The following is a 16,490-nucleotide window of genomic DNA, read 5'->3' on the forward strand; positions in this document are numbered from 1 at the left end:
AACACCGAGTGACAGGCCCCAAAAATGGAACAAAAACACGGTGTGAACCCTACAGAAAAAAGTTGCCAAATGTTTCCCATAACCTAAAAGGTTTGCGACACATCGAAAAAGAAATAAAGAAAAACTAAACGCTAAGAAAAAGTTGGGCGTGGAAACTCAACTTAACGGACGGAGGCACTGGTAAATGCCCTGCAAACGATAAGTGAGCCCACGCCCGGGTCGTGAGCAAACTGCTTATCATCTCGTTCGCATAAAAAATTACCAGTTTTCCATCCGAGAATCAAAGCGATTGCTTCAAATATATTGCTAACGAAGAATCGCAAATTTATTTAACTGGATGCAAGGTAATAAAATATTTTGGTTTTCGGTCGAACGACCGAAGTATTTTATTTCTCTTCCTTTTCTTTTGTTTATATGTCAAATGTAAATGTGAAAATATGTAGCTATATAACCAATGAATGGTTACTTCCTTGGATAAAGGAAGGAAAGACTCAGAGTTCTTTTGCTATTAATCACAACATTGATGAAAGTACCGTAAGGAAAATTAAAGGCAGAAATGAATATAGAATACCGGTGGAAACACTAAATAGAATTTGTGAAGCGAAGGGTATAAAACTTAGTGAGTTTTTTAAAATAGCTGGACTTTAGTAAGGAATTAAAAAATTGTTTAAACAACTTTTCACTTTGTAAATGTAAAATCCATAACGAACATTCCCATTTTACTTTTCTTACAAATTCTTAAATTAAATTTCAATCTGCCCATTTTGGCATATCTTACCTAGGCATATATAAGAAGTCCATAAAGATTTATAAACATTCCCCTAAAAACCGTTTGTAAGTTTTATCTCATATTTTTCAGCACACAAACAAAACTTTGTATTTTTAATTAAAACAAAAAAATAAATGAGTAATACCACTTCAAAATTTGCCAAAGATTATTTGCAAAAGAGAGGGTATGCCAAAGCTGGTCCAAAGATTTCAAGAATCAAAGGAACTCCAGACATATATGTCAATTGGAAACACAAATCGGTGTTGGAATTATTAACAGAGGATAAGGAATTTGAGGATCCTATTGAAATAATAATAAAAAGAAGTAGAAATTTAGTCCTTAAAGCTTTCAACGCTGGGTGGGTTGGACCGCCTTTCAATATGTCACATCTTGCTTCTCTGATGGGGTATAAGGTTACCCCAAACGAGTTAATCTCTGAAGCAAGAATTATCCCTGAAAATGACTCCTTTATTATTGAATACAATCCTTTTCAGAGCACCGCTAGAACCAATTTTTCCATCGCACATGAAATAGCACATACACTTTTTACTGATTGTGCTGACACTATCCGATACAGGAAAAACCACTTGGAAAGTGGTTCTTGGGAGTTAGAATTTTTGTGTAACATTGGAGCTTCAGAACTCTTGCTCCCCTACGCCGAATTTACAACAACTGCAAATTCAATAGACCCCACAATTTCCAATATCATTTCACTAGCGCGTGATTATCAAGCTTCTGTAGAGTCAGTCTTCCTAAGATTATGCACAGTAGTCGATTACCCCTGTACAGTGGCTATTTGTTCATACAATAGAGAAGGAGAATTAATTGTTAGCTATTCCCAAAAATCTAAAGAATCTAATCTAGTTCTTGAGAAAGGTAGCAAAATTGACTTTAATTCCAGTGCATATGAATGTAAAAGACCCGGTTGGACTTCTTATGGAGTTGAGTCATGGGAAGAATTTAATGGAGAGGAATTCAATGTCGAGTCAGTTGGTTTATCGCCAATTCGCAAACAATTAGTCCCCAGAGTTGGCATTTTAATTAGTCCCAGTAAGTTTGTCAAAAAAAGAAATAAAGGAATATATCTTGTTTCAGGCGATGCAACAGAACCTAGAGGCGATAATAAAAAAATTATTGTCCAAATTGTTAACAATCATGCAGGCGTCGGTTTTGGGTTTGGGAAAGCTCTGGCTAAGAAATACAAAGAAACAAAGAGTAGCCTTCAAAATTGGAAGAAAGATAAGAACAATTTCAAGTTAGGTGAAACCAACCTCGTAAGAGTAGATTTTGACATTATTGTTTTTCAAATCTTAGCGCAAGATGGCCTATATCCAAAAGATGGAAATATTCCTCTAAAATATTCCAGTTTAAGAGACGGCCTTATTAGTTTAAGAAAATATATAGAACAAAACCCTGATTATACGGTACATATGCCTCCAATAGGTTCTGGTCAAGCCAAAGGAAATTGGAACATAATTAAAGGGATAATCTATGACGAATTAGCTTCCTATGGTATAAATGTCACAATTTATTTTCTACCTAACAATAATGTCCCCCCACCCAATATAAACCAATCTTTAATTTTAAAGGAGGTGGATGAGGAATAGAAAAATAATTATAATTATTAGTGGGGAAATTGCCTGCGGTAAAAGTTCAATTTGCCAGGGGTTAGAAAAACATCATTTTTTCAAACAATTTAGCACGCGCAAAGTTTTGGAAGATTGTTATGCGGCAGAAAATGGGGGCATTATACCCGAGGACCGAAGTCTTTTACAACAGTTCGGTGAGGCAAAGGACAAAAACACGGATGGTTCTTGGGTTCTTGACCAACTTCACGACAGTTTAATCCCAGAAAATAGAATAATTATTGATAGCGCAAGAATATCACCACAAATCGCTGCTTTTCGAAGAGCTTATGGTGATGCGGTTTGTCACATTCATTTGAAATGTCCAAGAGATATAAGGCTAAAGAGATTCGTTGAAAGAGGAAGAGCAAGTGATAAGTTCAAAACTTATGAGGAGGCAGTTGAAAAATTTGAATTCTATTCAAAGGATAAAACGGAAATGCAGGTAAAAGACTTAGAAAAAATAAGTGATTTAGTTGTTCATACAGAAGACACTGCAATTCCGGATGATCATGTTGTTAGAATCTCTGCTTTTTTGAGAATTCTACCCAACATACATACAGAAAATGTTGATGTAGTTGTCGGTGGTCAGTTTGGCTCAGAAGGTAAAGGACAAATAGCAGCATATTTGGCGCCAGAATACTCTTGCTTAGTAAGAGTTGGTGGCCCAAATGCAGGCCATAAAGTATATAATAATCCGTCACCCGATGTTTTCCATATAATACCTTCCGGTGCAAATAAGAATAAAGACTCTGTCTTGGTCATTGGGCCTGGAGCTGTAATAAGTGTGGAGGTCTTATTAAAAGAAATAAAGAAATTCGAAGTAACTCCCGATAGACTTGTAATTGATGAAAATGCGACAATTATCTCCAACGATGATATACGAATCGAAGAGGAATTGGATAAAATCGGCTCTACCAAACAAGGTGTTGGTGCAGCTACTGCAAACAACTTGTTCATTAACAGATTAAATGCAGATGACTCATTTAAAGCTCGAAACCAAAATCAGTTAAAAGCATTTATTGGAAGTGCCAGTAAGGTTTATGAAGAGATGAATCTTAAAAACAAAAAAATACTTCTTGAGGGAACTCAAGGTACATTCTTAAGTATTCATCATGGATTATATCCCTATGTAACCTCCAGAGAAACAACAGCAGGAGGGTGTCTGGCTGAAGCTGGGCTTGGATTTGGGAAGGTTCGAAAAGTAGTAATGGTCGTCAGGAGGTATCCTATTAGAGTACAAAACCCAGAAGGTGGAAGCTCGGGAGAATTTATGAGTAGGGAAATAACACTAGAAGCAATTTCAAAAAGGTCTGGTTATCCACTCTCAGAAATGCAAAAAATTGAGAAGACGTCTACAACTAAAAAAAATCGTAGAATAGCTGAATTCAACTGGCGTTTGTTTCGAAAAGCTTGCGAACTAAATACGCCTACAGATATTGCATTTACTTTTTCTGACTATATAAGTTATGAAAATCAAAATGCTCGCCGATATAATCAATTAACCCCAGAAACCATGAGATTTATAGAAGAGCTTGAAAGGTGTGCTGAGGTTCCTGTGAGCCTTATTGCAACACGATTCTCTTATAGATCAATCATTGATAAAAGAAACTGGATTTAATGGAATTAGATATTTTACTGAACAAAATACCATACGTTTATCATTTGACAGCGTCAAATAACATTCCCCATATAAGCAAATCAAGATTGTTACATAGCACAACCACTCTTGTAAACGCCTCTCAATTGAGTCCGGATGAGAAAAATGAATTCGTACGAAATAGAAGACCAAATCATGTTATAATAAATGTCGACGGAGCATCAATCGCAATTCGAGATCAAGCTCCTATTAGCATAAAAAGTCTTAATAAGTGTTTGCAAAACGGGGCTTCCGCAAGAGACTTTATTAAGCTGTTAAATGATCGAGTCTTTTTCTGGCCTTCAATTAAAAGACTTAATACTCATTTTACCAGATATTCCCATGAAGGTCCAAGAATTTTGAGAGTGCCCTTAGAGGATTTAATTGACGCTAACGAAGATATTTTACTTTGTCATTTGAATTCTGGGGCCACAAGATGTCATCCAAAATGGGGTGGGGCGCCTCCGCCACGAGACTTGAACACTTTTAAAACCGTAGAAGACTATAATGAAGGTATAGGCAGACTTGCAGAAATAACAGTTATAGATACTTGTATAATTCCAGAGTCAGCTATGATTTCCTCGAACCCTAATGGTCCATGGATAGATTTTGAATGATTCTTATTAAGTTGTGTTATTATTTGATTTAATGGATGGTTTGTTTTGCCAAGTCAAATTAATTTTAATAATCAGGGATTATTATGAATCGACAGCAGATTAGGTCATTTTTTTTGAAATAATACAATATGGCACCTCCAGAAATACAATACATCCTTTTATTTCTTGCTTATAGCAAAATGTAGAAGAAATGATATTTTGTGTTCAAATCATATAAATTGAGTTCAAACACAATCGGAACCTGTTAAAACTTGTTAAACTTTCAAAAGTTAGGGTAAAGTTAGGGTAGAAGCTTAAAGGAGATCAAAAAGAAAGCCCCCGAAGCTCTCGGAGGCCCTGTGTACACTGACGTGGTCCCACCTGGGCTCGAACCAGGGACCACCTGATTATGAGTCAGGTGCTCTAACCAACTGAGCTATAGGACCGCATTTTGCGGATGCAATATTAGTGTTTATTTTTCTTCAGCGCAAGGTTTTAACGTCCTAGGCTTCTTTTATTTCTTGGCAAAGCTCCACCAGCACGCCATTTGTGCCCTTTGGGTGCAAAAATGCCACTAGTTTGTTGTCCGCCCCTTTTTTGGGTGTTTCGTTCAAAACCACAAAGCCCTCGCCCTTCAAACGTTCAATTTCTGAGACAATATCCTCCACGGCAAAGGCAATATGGTGAATGCCCTCCCCCTTTTTCTCCAAATATTTGGCAATGGGACTGTCTGGTTGGGTCGCTTCCAACAACTCTATTTTGTTAGGGCCCGATTGAAAGAAAGAAGTCTTTACTCCCTCCGAAGCGACTTCCTCGATTTTATAGTGTGGCACGCCCAACAACTTTTCAAACAATGCATTGGATGCAGCCAAGTCTTTGACCGCAATCCCGATGTGTTCAATTTTGTCCATATGAGTAGCAATATGCGTTAAAATGTTCGCCTTTTTCCAAAATTACACACTGTAAATGGTTAATAGCGTGATGATAGTCATTAATTCGCTTATTTTTGCAGTATGGAGGAAACACAAAGACAGAAAAAAATAGCGGGAATCATTCAACAAGACCTGGCCGATATCTTACAACGGGCCGCTACCGATGGTGGCCTTAAGGGAACCTTGATTTCCGTCTCCAAGGTTTCCGTGACCGTAGATCTATCCTTGGCCAAGGTATATGTGAGCATTTTTCCAAACAAGGGTGCCAAAGAACTGTTGGAAGGCATCAAAGAGAACCAAGTGGCCATCCGTTACGAACTGGCCCAGCGTACCAAGCACCAACTTAGGCGTGTGCCCGAGCTCAATTTTTATCTTGATGATTCCTTGGAATACATCGAAGGGATTGAAAAATCATTGAAAAGAGAAGAAAACCCTATCGAGAACAGGGACCTGCTCGACAAACGTAAGAAATCCTGATTTTGAACTTTCCGCTTTATATCGCAAAACGTTATTTACGGTCCAAAAGCAGCCAAAACGCGGTAAATATCATCAATTTCATCACTTTTTTAGTGATTGTGATAGGTTCCGCGGCCCTTTTTATCGTGCTTTCCGCTTTTGCAGGTTTAAAGACGTTCAGCCTTTCCTTTTCCAATACCTTTGATCCCGATTTGAAGGCTTCACCCACGATTGGCAAACATTTTACAGTTTCTGCAGATGAAGAAGCCCAACTAGGTCAAATTGATGGACTGGCCAACTTTTCCAAAGAACTGGAAGAGCGGGCCTATCTTACCTACAAGGAAAAAAGCACCATCGCCTACATTAAAGGGGTTGATGAAAACTACAGAGCCGTTACAGGGGTGGACAGCACCCTTATTTTTGGAAATTGGGGCCCCGATGTCCACAATGGGGTTATCGGAATTGGTATCTACAATTTACTGGGTGTTCCGATGAACAACAGGACCGCCATGGAAGTTTTGGTGCCCAAGCCCGGCGAGGGCTCTTTTTCGCAACCTGGATTCAACCCGAAACCTTATGACGACCTTGCTTTGGTGGTAAGCGGCGTTTATGCCGTGGAGGAATCTTTGGATAAAAAATATGTTTTTACACGACTTCCTTTGGTTCAAGAGCTATTGCAGAAAGATAGCACCGAAGTCTCAGGCATCAATTTTAAATTGATGGAAAATGCCTCGCCAGAGGATATTAGGAACTCCATTGTTGGGGTTTTGGGCGATAAAGTTTCCGTTTTGACGCGTAGGGAACAAAACACCTCGCTCTACCGGATGCTGAACACCGAAAACTTGGCAACTTATTTGATTTTTACCCTCGTTTTGATCATCGCCCTATTCAATGTTGTCGGGGCCATTATTATGATGATTTTGGACAAACAGCAGAACTCCAAAACCTTGTTCAGCTTGGGTACAACGATAAAAGAATTGCGACGCATATATTTTATCCAAGGCGTATTGGTCACCTCTTTCGGTGGATTGATAGGTGTTTTGATCGGTTCGCTGTTGATTGGTTCCCAATTGGCGTTTGGGTGGTTGAAGATTACACCGTCATTAGCTTATCCCGTGGAATTCAATGTTATCAACTTGTTGATTGTAATCGGGACGATTGTGGTTTTGGGGGTTATCTCTTCAAAAATTGCAAGCAGCCGAATCACCCAAAAATTGATTTCCGCTTAAGCAAACTGAAAATCCCCGAATTTTTCCTGTACCTCATCAAAAGCGGCAAAAACATCTGCAGCGTCATCGCTGGTCACCATTTTCATACGGTATTCTTTAAAGTGCGGAATGCCTTTAAAATAGTTGGTATAATGCCTTCGGGTTTCAAAAACGCCCAGTTTTTCACCTTTCCAATCAATGGCCATTTGCAGATGCCTACGAGCGGCCTCCACACGTTCCTGCATTGTTGGCGGAGCTATGTGTTCACCCGTTTTTATGTAGTGTTTCACTTCGTTAAAAAACCAAGGATACCCAATGCTTGCCCTACCGATCATAGCGCCATCCAATCCGTATTCATCTCGCATTTTTACGGCAGCTTCGGGCGTGTCCACATCGCCGTTTCCGAACACGGGAATATGCATCCGCTGGTTGTTTTTCACCTCGGCAATGGATTTCCAATCGGCCTCGCCCTTGTACATCTGCACACGGGTACGTCCGTGAATGGAAATGGCCTCGATACCCACATCCTGCAATCGTTCTGCCACCTCAACAATTTTGATGGTACTTTGGTCCCACCCCAAACGCGTTTTCACGGTAACGGGCAGTTTGGTGCGCTTCACGATTTCTTCGGTCAATTTCACCATCAACGGAATATCGCGCAGAATACCGGCCCCTGCATTTTTGCAGACCACTTTTTTAACGGGACAGCCAAAATTGATATCAATGATATCGGGGTTCGATTTTTCAACAATATCCACTGCCTGGAGCATAGAATCCAATTCGGCACCAAAAATTTGAATGCCCACAGGGCGCTCTTTTTCGTAAATGTCCAGTTTGATGACACTTTTGGCGGCATCCCTGATCAGTCCTTCGGAAGAAATAAACTCGGTATAGACCACATCGGCGCCCTGCTCCTTGCACAGTTTACGAAAAGGCGGGTCGCTCACATCTTCCATCGGAGCTAGAAGAAGCGGGAAATCAGGGAGTTCTATGTTTCCAATTTTTGGCAAATCCTACGGTTTTTGGACTGCAAAAGTACAAAATAGACAATAACTAAAAGCTAGTTCTGCGATTGTAGTCGGTCGCGCTCGTTTTTATCGATACCCCTTTGGTTATCTTCCAGTCTAAAGTTTCCAAAATTATAGGTGAAACCAAAGCGGATAAACTGTGTTTCGGGACGTCTACGGTAAAAATTATCCTGGTTGAGATACTGCGAACGATAGGTGGGCACATACTGCTCCAAGATATCTTCCGCGGCAAGGGACAAGATTATTTTGTTATCGAACAAGGTCTTGCGCAGCCCGATCGTTAAATTGAATTGCTCGTCCGACACATAAGAGCCGTACAGGAACTGTGAAACATAGGTCGCGGCCACTTCGCCCGTAAAGGTACCATCCTTTGACAAGGTCAAATAATTGCCCAGATAGGCATATACCCCATTTACTTTATTGGTAAAAGGGACATTTCCGCTCTCCTCTGCCAAAAAAGTTTCCTCCTCATGGAACAGGGATGTGTAGGCGTATAAAAACCACGGGGGCAAAATGGACTTGCTTACGGTGAAATCCAACCCGTACGATTTACTTTTCAACACGTTCTGTTTGAGTTCCACCAAGGTTTGATTTTGATTGTCCTGAAACACCAAGTAGGCAATGTTGGCCCCATTGTCGCGATAGTAAACATCAAAGAAATACTCGCTGTTGAGTGTGTAATTAAAGTTAAAGTTGTTGCTGAAACTTGGTCTCAACCCTGGGTTTCCCTCCTCAAAATCGTTTTCATTGTAGAAAAACCGGAAAGGGTTCAGGTCGTTGTACTTTGGGCGGTTGATGTTTCTCCCATAATCAAAGGAAAAACTATGTTTCTCAGAAGGTGAATACAGTACATAGAGCGAAGGAAAGGGTTCAAAAAAGTCTTGCGTGTTGGTCTCTCCCAAGGTGATGGAGTTTCCTTCGGCCTTGGTGAGCTCACCCCGAACACCCAGCTTCATGGACCATTTTTCCCAGTTTTTTATAAAGCTCATATAGGCCGCGTACACCTTCTCATCATAAATATATCTGTCCGATTGCGATGCATCGACCGTGTTGCTGGAACCGTTAAAATTGAAAAAGTTCATCGTGTTTTCCGATGTGATTGATGATATTTTCGCCCCGGATTCGATGGATGCGTTTCCTACGGGGGTTGAATAATCCAGTTGTCCGGTAAATATTTCGATTTCTTGGTCCGAATCGGTGTCAAAACCAAAATCCCTCAAAAAAGTCCCGCCTGCATCAAAATAGTTGGAGGAAAGTCTTTGGAACATCTCCCCATTAAAATAGGTATAGTGTCCATTTGCCCTAATTTGAGCGCCTTCTTTCTTCAATTTGTGCACGTAGGTCAGGTCAAATGCCATGTTGGTATTGTCCATATTGGCATTGTTACGGGTGGTAAAGGTCGAGTCCAATTGGGCCTGTGCGTTTCGCATTTCGGTGCTTAGCAAGGTCTCCTGTTCCTGATCTAAGTTAAAAAGCAGGTTGGATGTGATGTTCAAGCTGTTGCGGTCATCAAAATCATAATCCAGAATAAAGCTGGCATTTTGCGATTGCGACCTATCCGTTTGATTGTAATCGGTGTCCCAAATGGAAAAAACATCATTGGACCCATCCATAAAATTGATGCCCTTTTTTGTCTTGTTGATTTCCTTTTGGGGATTGATGGTATAGTTGGCAAACAAATTGAGCTTGTCCGTTTTGTAGTAATGGCTGGTTCCGATACTGTATTTTGGAAATACGGCCTGTGTGAAGGTTCCGTTGACGCTTCCCTTGTAACCGGGTACAATGTTCTTGCTGGTAACGATGTTCAATATGGGGCCTCCTTCGGCATCGTACCTTGCCGGCGGGTTGGCGATTACCTCTACCGATTTGATGTTTGTTCCCGAGAGTCCTTGCAGCAAATCCTGGACCTCTTGTCCAGAGAGCTGCACCTTTCTATCGTTCAGGTAAACGGTGGCATTTTGACCGCGAATCATTAAATTATCCTGATTAACGATGACCCCGGGCGTATTTTTGAGTATGTCCCACGATGTTCCCTGTGAAACTACCGTATTTTGAACCGTAAAGACCAGTCTGTCTGGTAATCTTTGAAGCTTGGGGCGCTGAGCTGTGACCACCACCTCATCCAATTCGTTGCTTTCCATAGGTATGATCAAAGCGCCGAGCGATACATCTCCATGAATATCCAAGGCCCGTGGCTCGGAACCTCTGCCCACATAGCTCGCCTGCAACAAATAAAGGTCCGAGGCAACCTCGGAGAGTTCAAAAAAACCCTCATCGTCGGCGGAACTTCCCTTAACAAACGTGGAATCCGTAGCGTTCAACAATAAAATATTGGCGTAGGGAATTACCTGATTTTGCTCGTCCACCACCTTTCCCGTTATTGTAAAGGTCTGGCCGTATGCGCCACAAATTGTGAAAGACACCCATAAAACAATAGAGGTGAGGTTCTTCATTAGAGGTTAGGGTTGAGCATCAAATCTAAGAAATTATTTCTGAGCGGAATAGGTCGGAATTTTCTTATTGAGAAAAAACCATTTACAGGTATTTAAAACAATTATATTTGCAGTTGATTAAGTCCCTTTTTTAGGGTATGTTATAGTTGATATGGAGAAGATCAGGAATTTTTGCATCATTGCACATATAGACCACGGTAAAAGTACCTTGGCCGACCGTTTGTTGGATTTTACAGGATCGGTGACCGAACGCGAGAAACAGGACCAGTTGCTGGACAACATGGACTTGGAGCGCGAAAGAGGGATCACCATTAAGAGCCATGCCATTCAAATGGACTATATGCACAATGGCGAAAAATATGTGCTCAATTTGATCGATACTCCCGGACACGTGGATTTTTCATATGAAGTATCTCGTTCCATTGCGGCCTGCGAAGGCGCTCTTTTGGTCGTGGATGCCGCACAGAGCATTCAGGCACAGACCATTTCCAATTTGTATTTGGCATTGGAAAACGATTTGGAAATCATTCCAGTGCTCAACAAAGTTGATTTGCCAAGCGCTAATCCGGAAGAGGTTACCGACGACATCGTGGACCTTTTGGGGTGCAAACCGGAAGAGGTAATACCGGCCAGTGCAAAAACAGGGATTGGAATTGCAGAGATTTTGACCGCCATCATTGATAGGATACCTCCCCCGAAGGGAAATCGTGACGAGCCCTTACAAGCATTGGTCTTTGATTCCGTCTATAACCCGTTTAGAGGGGTCGAGACCTATTTTAGGGTAATGAACGGGGAAATCACCAAAGGGCAGAAAATAAAGTTTGTAGCTACCGGAAGGTCCTACGAAGCCGATGAAATCGGTACGCTAAAATTGACCCAGCATCCCAAACAGAAGATTTCTACAGGTGATGTGGGATATTTGATCACGGGCATCAAAGATGCCCGTGAGGTAAAAGTGGGCGACACCATCACCGATTCGGCCAACCCCACGAAAAACCCGATCGGTGGTTTTGAGGACGTAAAACCGATGGTTTTTGCCGGAATCTACCCTGTGGACACCGAGGACTTTGAAGACCTGCGCTCTTCCATGGAAAAACTGCAACTGAACGACGCATCCCTAGTTTTTACTCCGGAAAGTAGTGCCGCCCTTGGCTTTGGTTTTCGTTGCGGGTTCTTGGGCATGTTGCACATGGAGATCATCCAAGAGCGTTTGGAGCGCGAATTTGATATGACCGTGATCACCACGGTCCCCAACGTGAGCTACCACGCCTATACCACAAAGGACAAGGAAACAGCCGTTATCGTAAACAACCCGTCCGACCTTCCAGATCCTTCGACCGTAGACCGTGTTGAGGAGCCTTACATCAAGGCGACGATTATCACCAAATCGGATTTTGTTGGCAACGTGATGTCGCTCTGTATAGAAAAGCGAGGACAGATTGTTAACCAGACCTATTTGACCACGGAAAGGGTCGAGCTTATTTTTGACATGCCCTTGGCGGAGATTGTTTTTGATTTTTACGACCGGTTAAAAACCGTCTCGAAAGGCTATGCTTCTTTTGATTATTCGCCGATAGGCATGCGGGTATCCAAACTGGTTCGGGTAGATATCCTTTTGAACGCCCAACCCGTGGATGCACTATCCGCATTGGTCCATTTTGACAATGCACACACCATCGGTAAAAAGATGTGTGAGAAACTAAAGGAGCTTATTCCAAGGCAACAGTTCGATATTCCGATTCAAGCAGCGATCGGTTCCAAAATCATTTCCAGGGAAACCATTAAAGCGTTGCGAAAAGATGTTACGGCCAAATGTTATGGTGGCGATATTTCCCGTAAGCGTAAGTTGTTGGAGAAGCAGAAAAAAGGTAAAAAACGTATGCGCCAAGTGGGGAACGTGGAAATACCGCAACAAGCCTTTATGGCCGTGCTAAAACTGAACGATTAACCGGTTTAGCTTCCCGGATTAAAAGGAAAAAAGTACGGTATCACAAAAGTCGCCGCGATCCAAATAATGATATTGAGCGGGGTCCCGACCTTTAAAAAATCATTGAATTTGTAGTTTCCAGGGGCATACACCATAGTATTGGTAGGATAGCTTACAGGGGTCATGAACGTAAGGGAGCAAGCGAACATTACTGCTACCAGAAATGGCCTTTCACTTATCTCCATGGCAGATGCCAAACTTATCACAATTGGGGTCATTAATGCAGCCGTAGCCTTACTAGAGAGCACGTTGGTGCTCAAAAACGTAACCAAATACAAAATACTGAGGGTAACCTGGGCATGATAATTTCCCAAGGTCTGCTCTATAAAAAGGGCTATTTTTTCCGCCCCTCCGGTCTTTTCGAGGGCGGTTCCCATGGAAAGCACGCCTGCCATCATAAAAATGACCTTCCATTCCACCGCCTCGTAAGCTTCTTTAGGTTTTAATGTGGATGTGGCCACCAACAATAGCGCTCCGACCATACTGCTTATCAAAATGGAGGTAAGGTTGAGCGAGGCCGCCAACACCACTCCAACAGCAATAACAATGGCGGGAACGGCTTTTTTATAATTTACCTTCCCATGCTTGTATTCAGAAAGAGCCACCACCAAGTTTTGCTCAACCAGTGCATCAACATCGGCCTCAGTGCCCAAGATCAAGAGCATATCGCCTTCCATCAACTTAACATCGGCCAATTTTTCATACAGGATTTCCCCACGTTGCCGAATGGCCAAAACCGACCCGTTGTATTGCCTCCTGAAATTAAGTGAGCGCAGGGAGCCTTCTGTAAGTCTGGAGCCAAAGGGAACAATGACCTCATAAATGTTCTTCTCCAGTTCCGATTCATCAAACTGTTTGTCGCCGGTTACCCTGTAGCCCTTTATGTCCCGGATAGCATTAAGTGTTTTCGGCGGAACAAGGACTTTCATTACATCTCCTTCCAAAATAAATGTTTCGGGGCCGATGCTCTTTTTGTTAAACCTATCCCTGGAAATGTCCAATATCTGAACGTTATAATCGTTGACCAATTTGGACATGTGCAAAGGCTTGTTGCTATCTGGGCAATCCTTTTCAACCAATAACTCGGTAATATACTTTTGAGCTTCCTTGGTAAGAACATCCTGCTCCTTTTTTTGCTTTGGCAGAAGAAGCGGTGCCACAAAAAAGATATAGGCAAACCCAATGGTTGCCAAACAAAGGGCCGCCAAACTAAATTCGAACATCCCAAAACCTTCCAATCCATATTCCTGGGCATAGCTGCTCACCAAAATGTTGGTGGAAGTGCCTATCAAGGTACAGGTGCCCCCAAAAAGTGCCGAAAAGGATATGGGAATCAACAACATACCCGGGGATATTTTCGTCTCCCTGCAAACCGTCAGTGCAATGGGCAAAAGCAGTGCCACCACCGCAGAATCGTTCACAAAAGCGGAAAACATGCCCGCAATTAGGCAAAATGTGATCAATGCAATGCTGTAATGTATTTTGGCCAGTTTTATGATCCGGTCGCTAAGACCTCCCAAGATTCCGGAATTGAACACTCCCGCACTCACTACGAACATACACCCGAGGGTTATGGTGGCCGGATGGTTGAAGCCCGAAAAACCTTCTTTTGGATTTAGGACGCCCGCCACAATAAAGAGGGCCATAATAATGATGGAAGTGGTATCTATGGAGAAATAATCCTTTACGAACAGGACAATCCCTATACAGATGATCACAATGGTAATAATCAAATCGCTGCCCATATTGCGCCTAATTTAGAGTTCTATTCTTTTTGGCACCTATTTTTCGGTGCCGGCTCTGTCAATGGTAAGTGAATAGAACAGTCTCTAAACCATTTTCGACTCTTTTTCACAAAACTATTTTAATCTTTTTCGGGATTTTTTTCCTCTTTGGCCTCCTCAATCTCTTTGCCCAAATAAACCAATTTAAAGCCTTCGCCTTTTGGGGTAAAGTCCTTGCTGTTGGCAGGAATTATCTCAATGCTACCGTCTGGCGATTTGGTGAACAAGGGTACAATGTCCCTATCCTCATAAGTAATCTCGATCAGTTCGTCATAATGTTCCTTGTCCTCCAAATCGATTTCATGAATTGTAGGGTGCTTACGGACGGTATCCATTAATTGAATAAAGTCATCGGTATGCGAAAAAAGCCCTTCCTTTGGATTATTGTCCGGATCGTTCACCTCTTCGGTATTTACAAGCCTGAAAGCTCCGTTCTCACCAAATTGTCTTTGAAACTTGTTGATCGCAAATTTGTTGATGTCTGAGTTGCCCGTCAACGCCATTAAATATCCCATATCGTTGAGCTCGATGTTATCCGTGAGGGTATCGGAGAAGATATTGGCCGTAATGGCCTCAAGCCCCAATTTTTTGGCCTTTTCCACATTATTTTGGTTGTTGTCTATCAAAACCACGTGCCTATTGTTCTTTCTAAGGTAGTTTCCGATCAATCTGGAAAGCTTGGACGCGCCAATAATCAGAATACCTTCGGACTTCGTCAAGAACACGCCAACGAGTTTTGCAAAAAAACGGGCCGTGGTCGCATTTAACAAAACCGTTCCCAGTACTATCATAAAAACCAGCGGGGTGATATATTCTGCGCCTGCCTCTCCCCTTAATACCAGTTTGGAGCCAAAAAGCGAAGCAATACCTGCTGCAACGATACCTCGTGGACCCACCCATCCTATAAAAAGTTTCTCGTTGAATTTTAAATTGGATCCCTGCGCACTCAGAAAAACCCCTATCGGCCGTATGATAAATACGATTACCGCGAAAAGTGCCACAGTGTTCCAATTATAGATAAGTTCCAGATCACTGATGTTGATGTTGGCCGCCAAAAGGATAAAAAGGATGGAAATCAACAACACGCTCAACGATTCCTTGAAATAGAGCAGCTCCTTAAGGTTTGGCAAATTCATGTTTCCCATCACCATACCCATCACCACTACGGCCAAAAGCCCGGATTCGTGTGCAAACAGGTCCGACTCCACATAAACAAGGAGTACCGTGGACAATGAAACCACATTGAGCAGATAATGTGGAATAAAATTTCTTTTGATGGCAAATGCCAATGCATGTGCAAAAGTGAACCCAAAAGTAGTTCCGAACAGGATGATCTTACCGAACTCGATAAGCGCCGTTTGGGTAAAGGCCTGTCCTTCTCCAACACTAATGAACTCGAATACCAATACCGCGACCAAGGCCCCAATGGGGTCGATCAGGATACCTTCCCATTTCAGCACCGCCGAAACGTCTTTTTTCAACGGAATGTTTCTAAGGATGGGCGTGATTACGGTAGGGCCGGTCACAATGATCAGGCCGGAGAACAAAAAGGAAATTTGCCAAGAAAGCCCAAAAATATAATGTGCGGCAACCCCTGCGCCAAAGAAAGTGACTATGGTTCCGATAGTGATCAATTTGGTGATAACTGGCCCCACATTGGATATCTCTGCCCTTTTTAGGGTCAATCCACCTTCAAAAAGGATAACACTTATCGCCAAGGACACAAAATAGTAAAGTCCCTCCCCCGGGAACAGTCCTTTTTCCCCGTTCCAAATGGGTTCTATCAGCTTTGATCCATCTTCCGTATATAAAGTGGCTATGGGGCCCACCAGCAATCCTATCAATATCAAAGGTAAAATTGCGGGAAGTTTAAACCGCCAAGCCACCCATTGTGCAATAATGCCAAGGATTATGATTCCAGCAAGTTCGAGCATCGTCTAAGTTTTGTGGAAATTTACTGTTTTTCTTTTAGATAATCGTTCTTCAATGTCCCGGCCAAGGGATAGAAAAGCG

General features: G+C 42.1%; 12 protein-coding genes and 1 tRNA gene. 7 read left to right on the forward strand and 6 right to left on the reverse strand.

Translation table 11 applies throughout. The annotated features are described in order from the left end of the window. Nucleotides 1-414: 414 nt before the first annotated feature. The 4 genes from GVT53_RS21225 (at nucleotide 415) to GVT53_RS17120 (ending at nucleotide 4,650) form a co-directional block, all read left to right on the forward strand. Nucleotides 415-648, forward strand: coding sequence for a helix-turn-helix domain-containing protein (locus GVT53_RS21225; RefSeq protein ID WP_335341876.1), 234 nt, complete (start codon nucleotides 415-417; stop codon nucleotides 646-648). 255 nt (nucleotides 649-903) lie between these two features. Then, entirely contained in the window at nucleotides 904-2,376 is a 1,473-nt protein-coding gene (locus GVT53_RS17110) for an ImmA/IrrE family metallo-endopeptidase (RefSeq protein WP_166249703.1), read from the forward strand. Further along, nucleotides 2,366-4,015 carry an adenylosuccinate synthetase gene (locus GVT53_RS17115; RefSeq protein ID WP_166249704.1) on the forward strand — a complete coding sequence of 550 codons (1,650 nt, stop codon included), beginning with the start codon at nucleotides 2,366-2,368 and terminating at the stop codon, nucleotides 4,013-4,015. The genes GVT53_RS17110 and GVT53_RS17115 overlap by 11 nt, the downstream gene beginning before the upstream one ends. Further along, nucleotides 4,015-4,650 carry a DUF7002 family protein gene (locus GVT53_RS17120; RefSeq protein ID WP_166249705.1) on the forward strand — a complete coding sequence of 212 codons (636 nt, stop codon included), beginning with the start codon at nucleotides 4,015-4,017 and terminating at the stop codon, nucleotides 4,648-4,650. The genes GVT53_RS17115 and GVT53_RS17120 overlap by 1 nt, the downstream gene beginning before the upstream one ends. A 351-nt stretch (nucleotides 4,651-5,001) precedes the next feature. Here GVT53_RS17120 and GVT53_RS17125 read toward each other — a convergent pair. Continuing rightward, nucleotides 5,002-5,075 (reverse strand) — tRNA-Ile (locus GVT53_RS17125). A 57-nt stretch (nucleotides 5,076-5,132) separates the two neighbouring features. After that, entirely contained in the window at nucleotides 5,133-5,540 is a 408-nt protein-coding gene (gene mce / locus GVT53_RS17130) for a methylmalonyl-CoA epimerase (protein WP_166249706.1), read from the reverse strand. Between the two features lie 102 nt (nucleotides 5,541-5,642). On the opposite strand from mce, the gene rbfA reads away from it, so the two are divergent. Next, the gene (rbfA, locus tag GVT53_RS17135; RefSeq protein WP_127136013.1) at nucleotides 5,643-6,038 is read left to right on the forward strand and encodes a 30S ribosome-binding factor RbfA; all 396 of its coding nucleotides are present in this window, start codon (nucleotides 5,643-5,645) and stop codon (nucleotides 6,036-6,038) included. A 2-nt stretch (nucleotides 6,039-6,040) separates the two neighbouring features. Continuing rightward, the gene (locus GVT53_RS17140) at nucleotides 6,041-7,246 is read left to right on the forward strand and encodes an ABC transporter permease (RefSeq protein ID WP_166249707.1); all 1,206 of its coding nucleotides are present in this window, start codon (nucleotides 6,041-6,043) and stop codon (nucleotides 7,244-7,246) included. Here GVT53_RS17140 and dusB read toward each other — a convergent pair. Together dusB and GVT53_RS17150 are read right to left on the reverse strand one after the other, a co-directional pair. After that, a complete protein-coding gene (gene dusB / locus GVT53_RS17145) occupies nucleotides 7,243-8,235 on the reverse strand; it encodes a tRNA dihydrouridine synthase DusB (RefSeq protein WP_166249708.1) in 993 nt (330 codons plus the stop codon). The two genes, GVT53_RS17140 and dusB, sit on opposite strands and share 4 nt — an antisense overlap. Before the next feature lie 50 nt (nucleotides 8,236-8,285). Then, entirely contained in the window at nucleotides 8,286-10,706 is a 2,421-nt protein-coding gene (locus GVT53_RS17150; protein WP_166249709.1) for a TonB-dependent receptor, read from the reverse strand. A gap of 151 nt (nucleotides 10,707-10,857) precedes the next feature. Here GVT53_RS17150 and lepA point away from each other — a divergent pair, with 151 nt between their 5' ends. Beyond that, nucleotides 10,858-12,654 (forward strand): translation elongation factor 4, encoded by a 1,797-nt coding sequence (gene lepA, locus GVT53_RS17155; protein ID WP_166249710.1) that lies wholly within the window; start codon nucleotides 10,858-10,860, stop codon nucleotides 12,652-12,654. 5 nt (nucleotides 12,655-12,659) lie between these two features. Here the strand turns inward: lepA and GVT53_RS17160 are convergent, their stop codons facing one another. Together GVT53_RS17160 and GVT53_RS17165 are read right to left on the reverse strand one after the other, a co-directional pair. Continuing rightward, a complete protein-coding gene (locus GVT53_RS17160; RefSeq protein ID WP_166249711.1) occupies nucleotides 12,660-14,438 on the reverse strand; it encodes an SLC13 family permease in 1,779 nt (592 codons plus the stop codon). Nucleotides 14,439-14,557: 119 nt separating this feature from the next. Further along, on the reverse strand, nucleotides 14,558-16,411 hold the full coding sequence (locus tag GVT53_RS17165; protein WP_166249712.1) for a cation:proton antiporter: 1,854 nt from the start codon (nucleotides 16,409-16,411) through the stop codon (nucleotides 14,558-14,560). Nucleotides 16,412-16,490 lie beyond the last annotated feature (79 nt).

Source organism: Flagellimonas oceani, assembly GCF_011068285.1.
In the GTDB taxonomy this organism is placed as follows: domain Bacteria; phylum Bacteroidota; class Bacteroidia; order Flavobacteriales; family Flavobacteriaceae; genus Flagellimonas; species Flagellimonas oceani.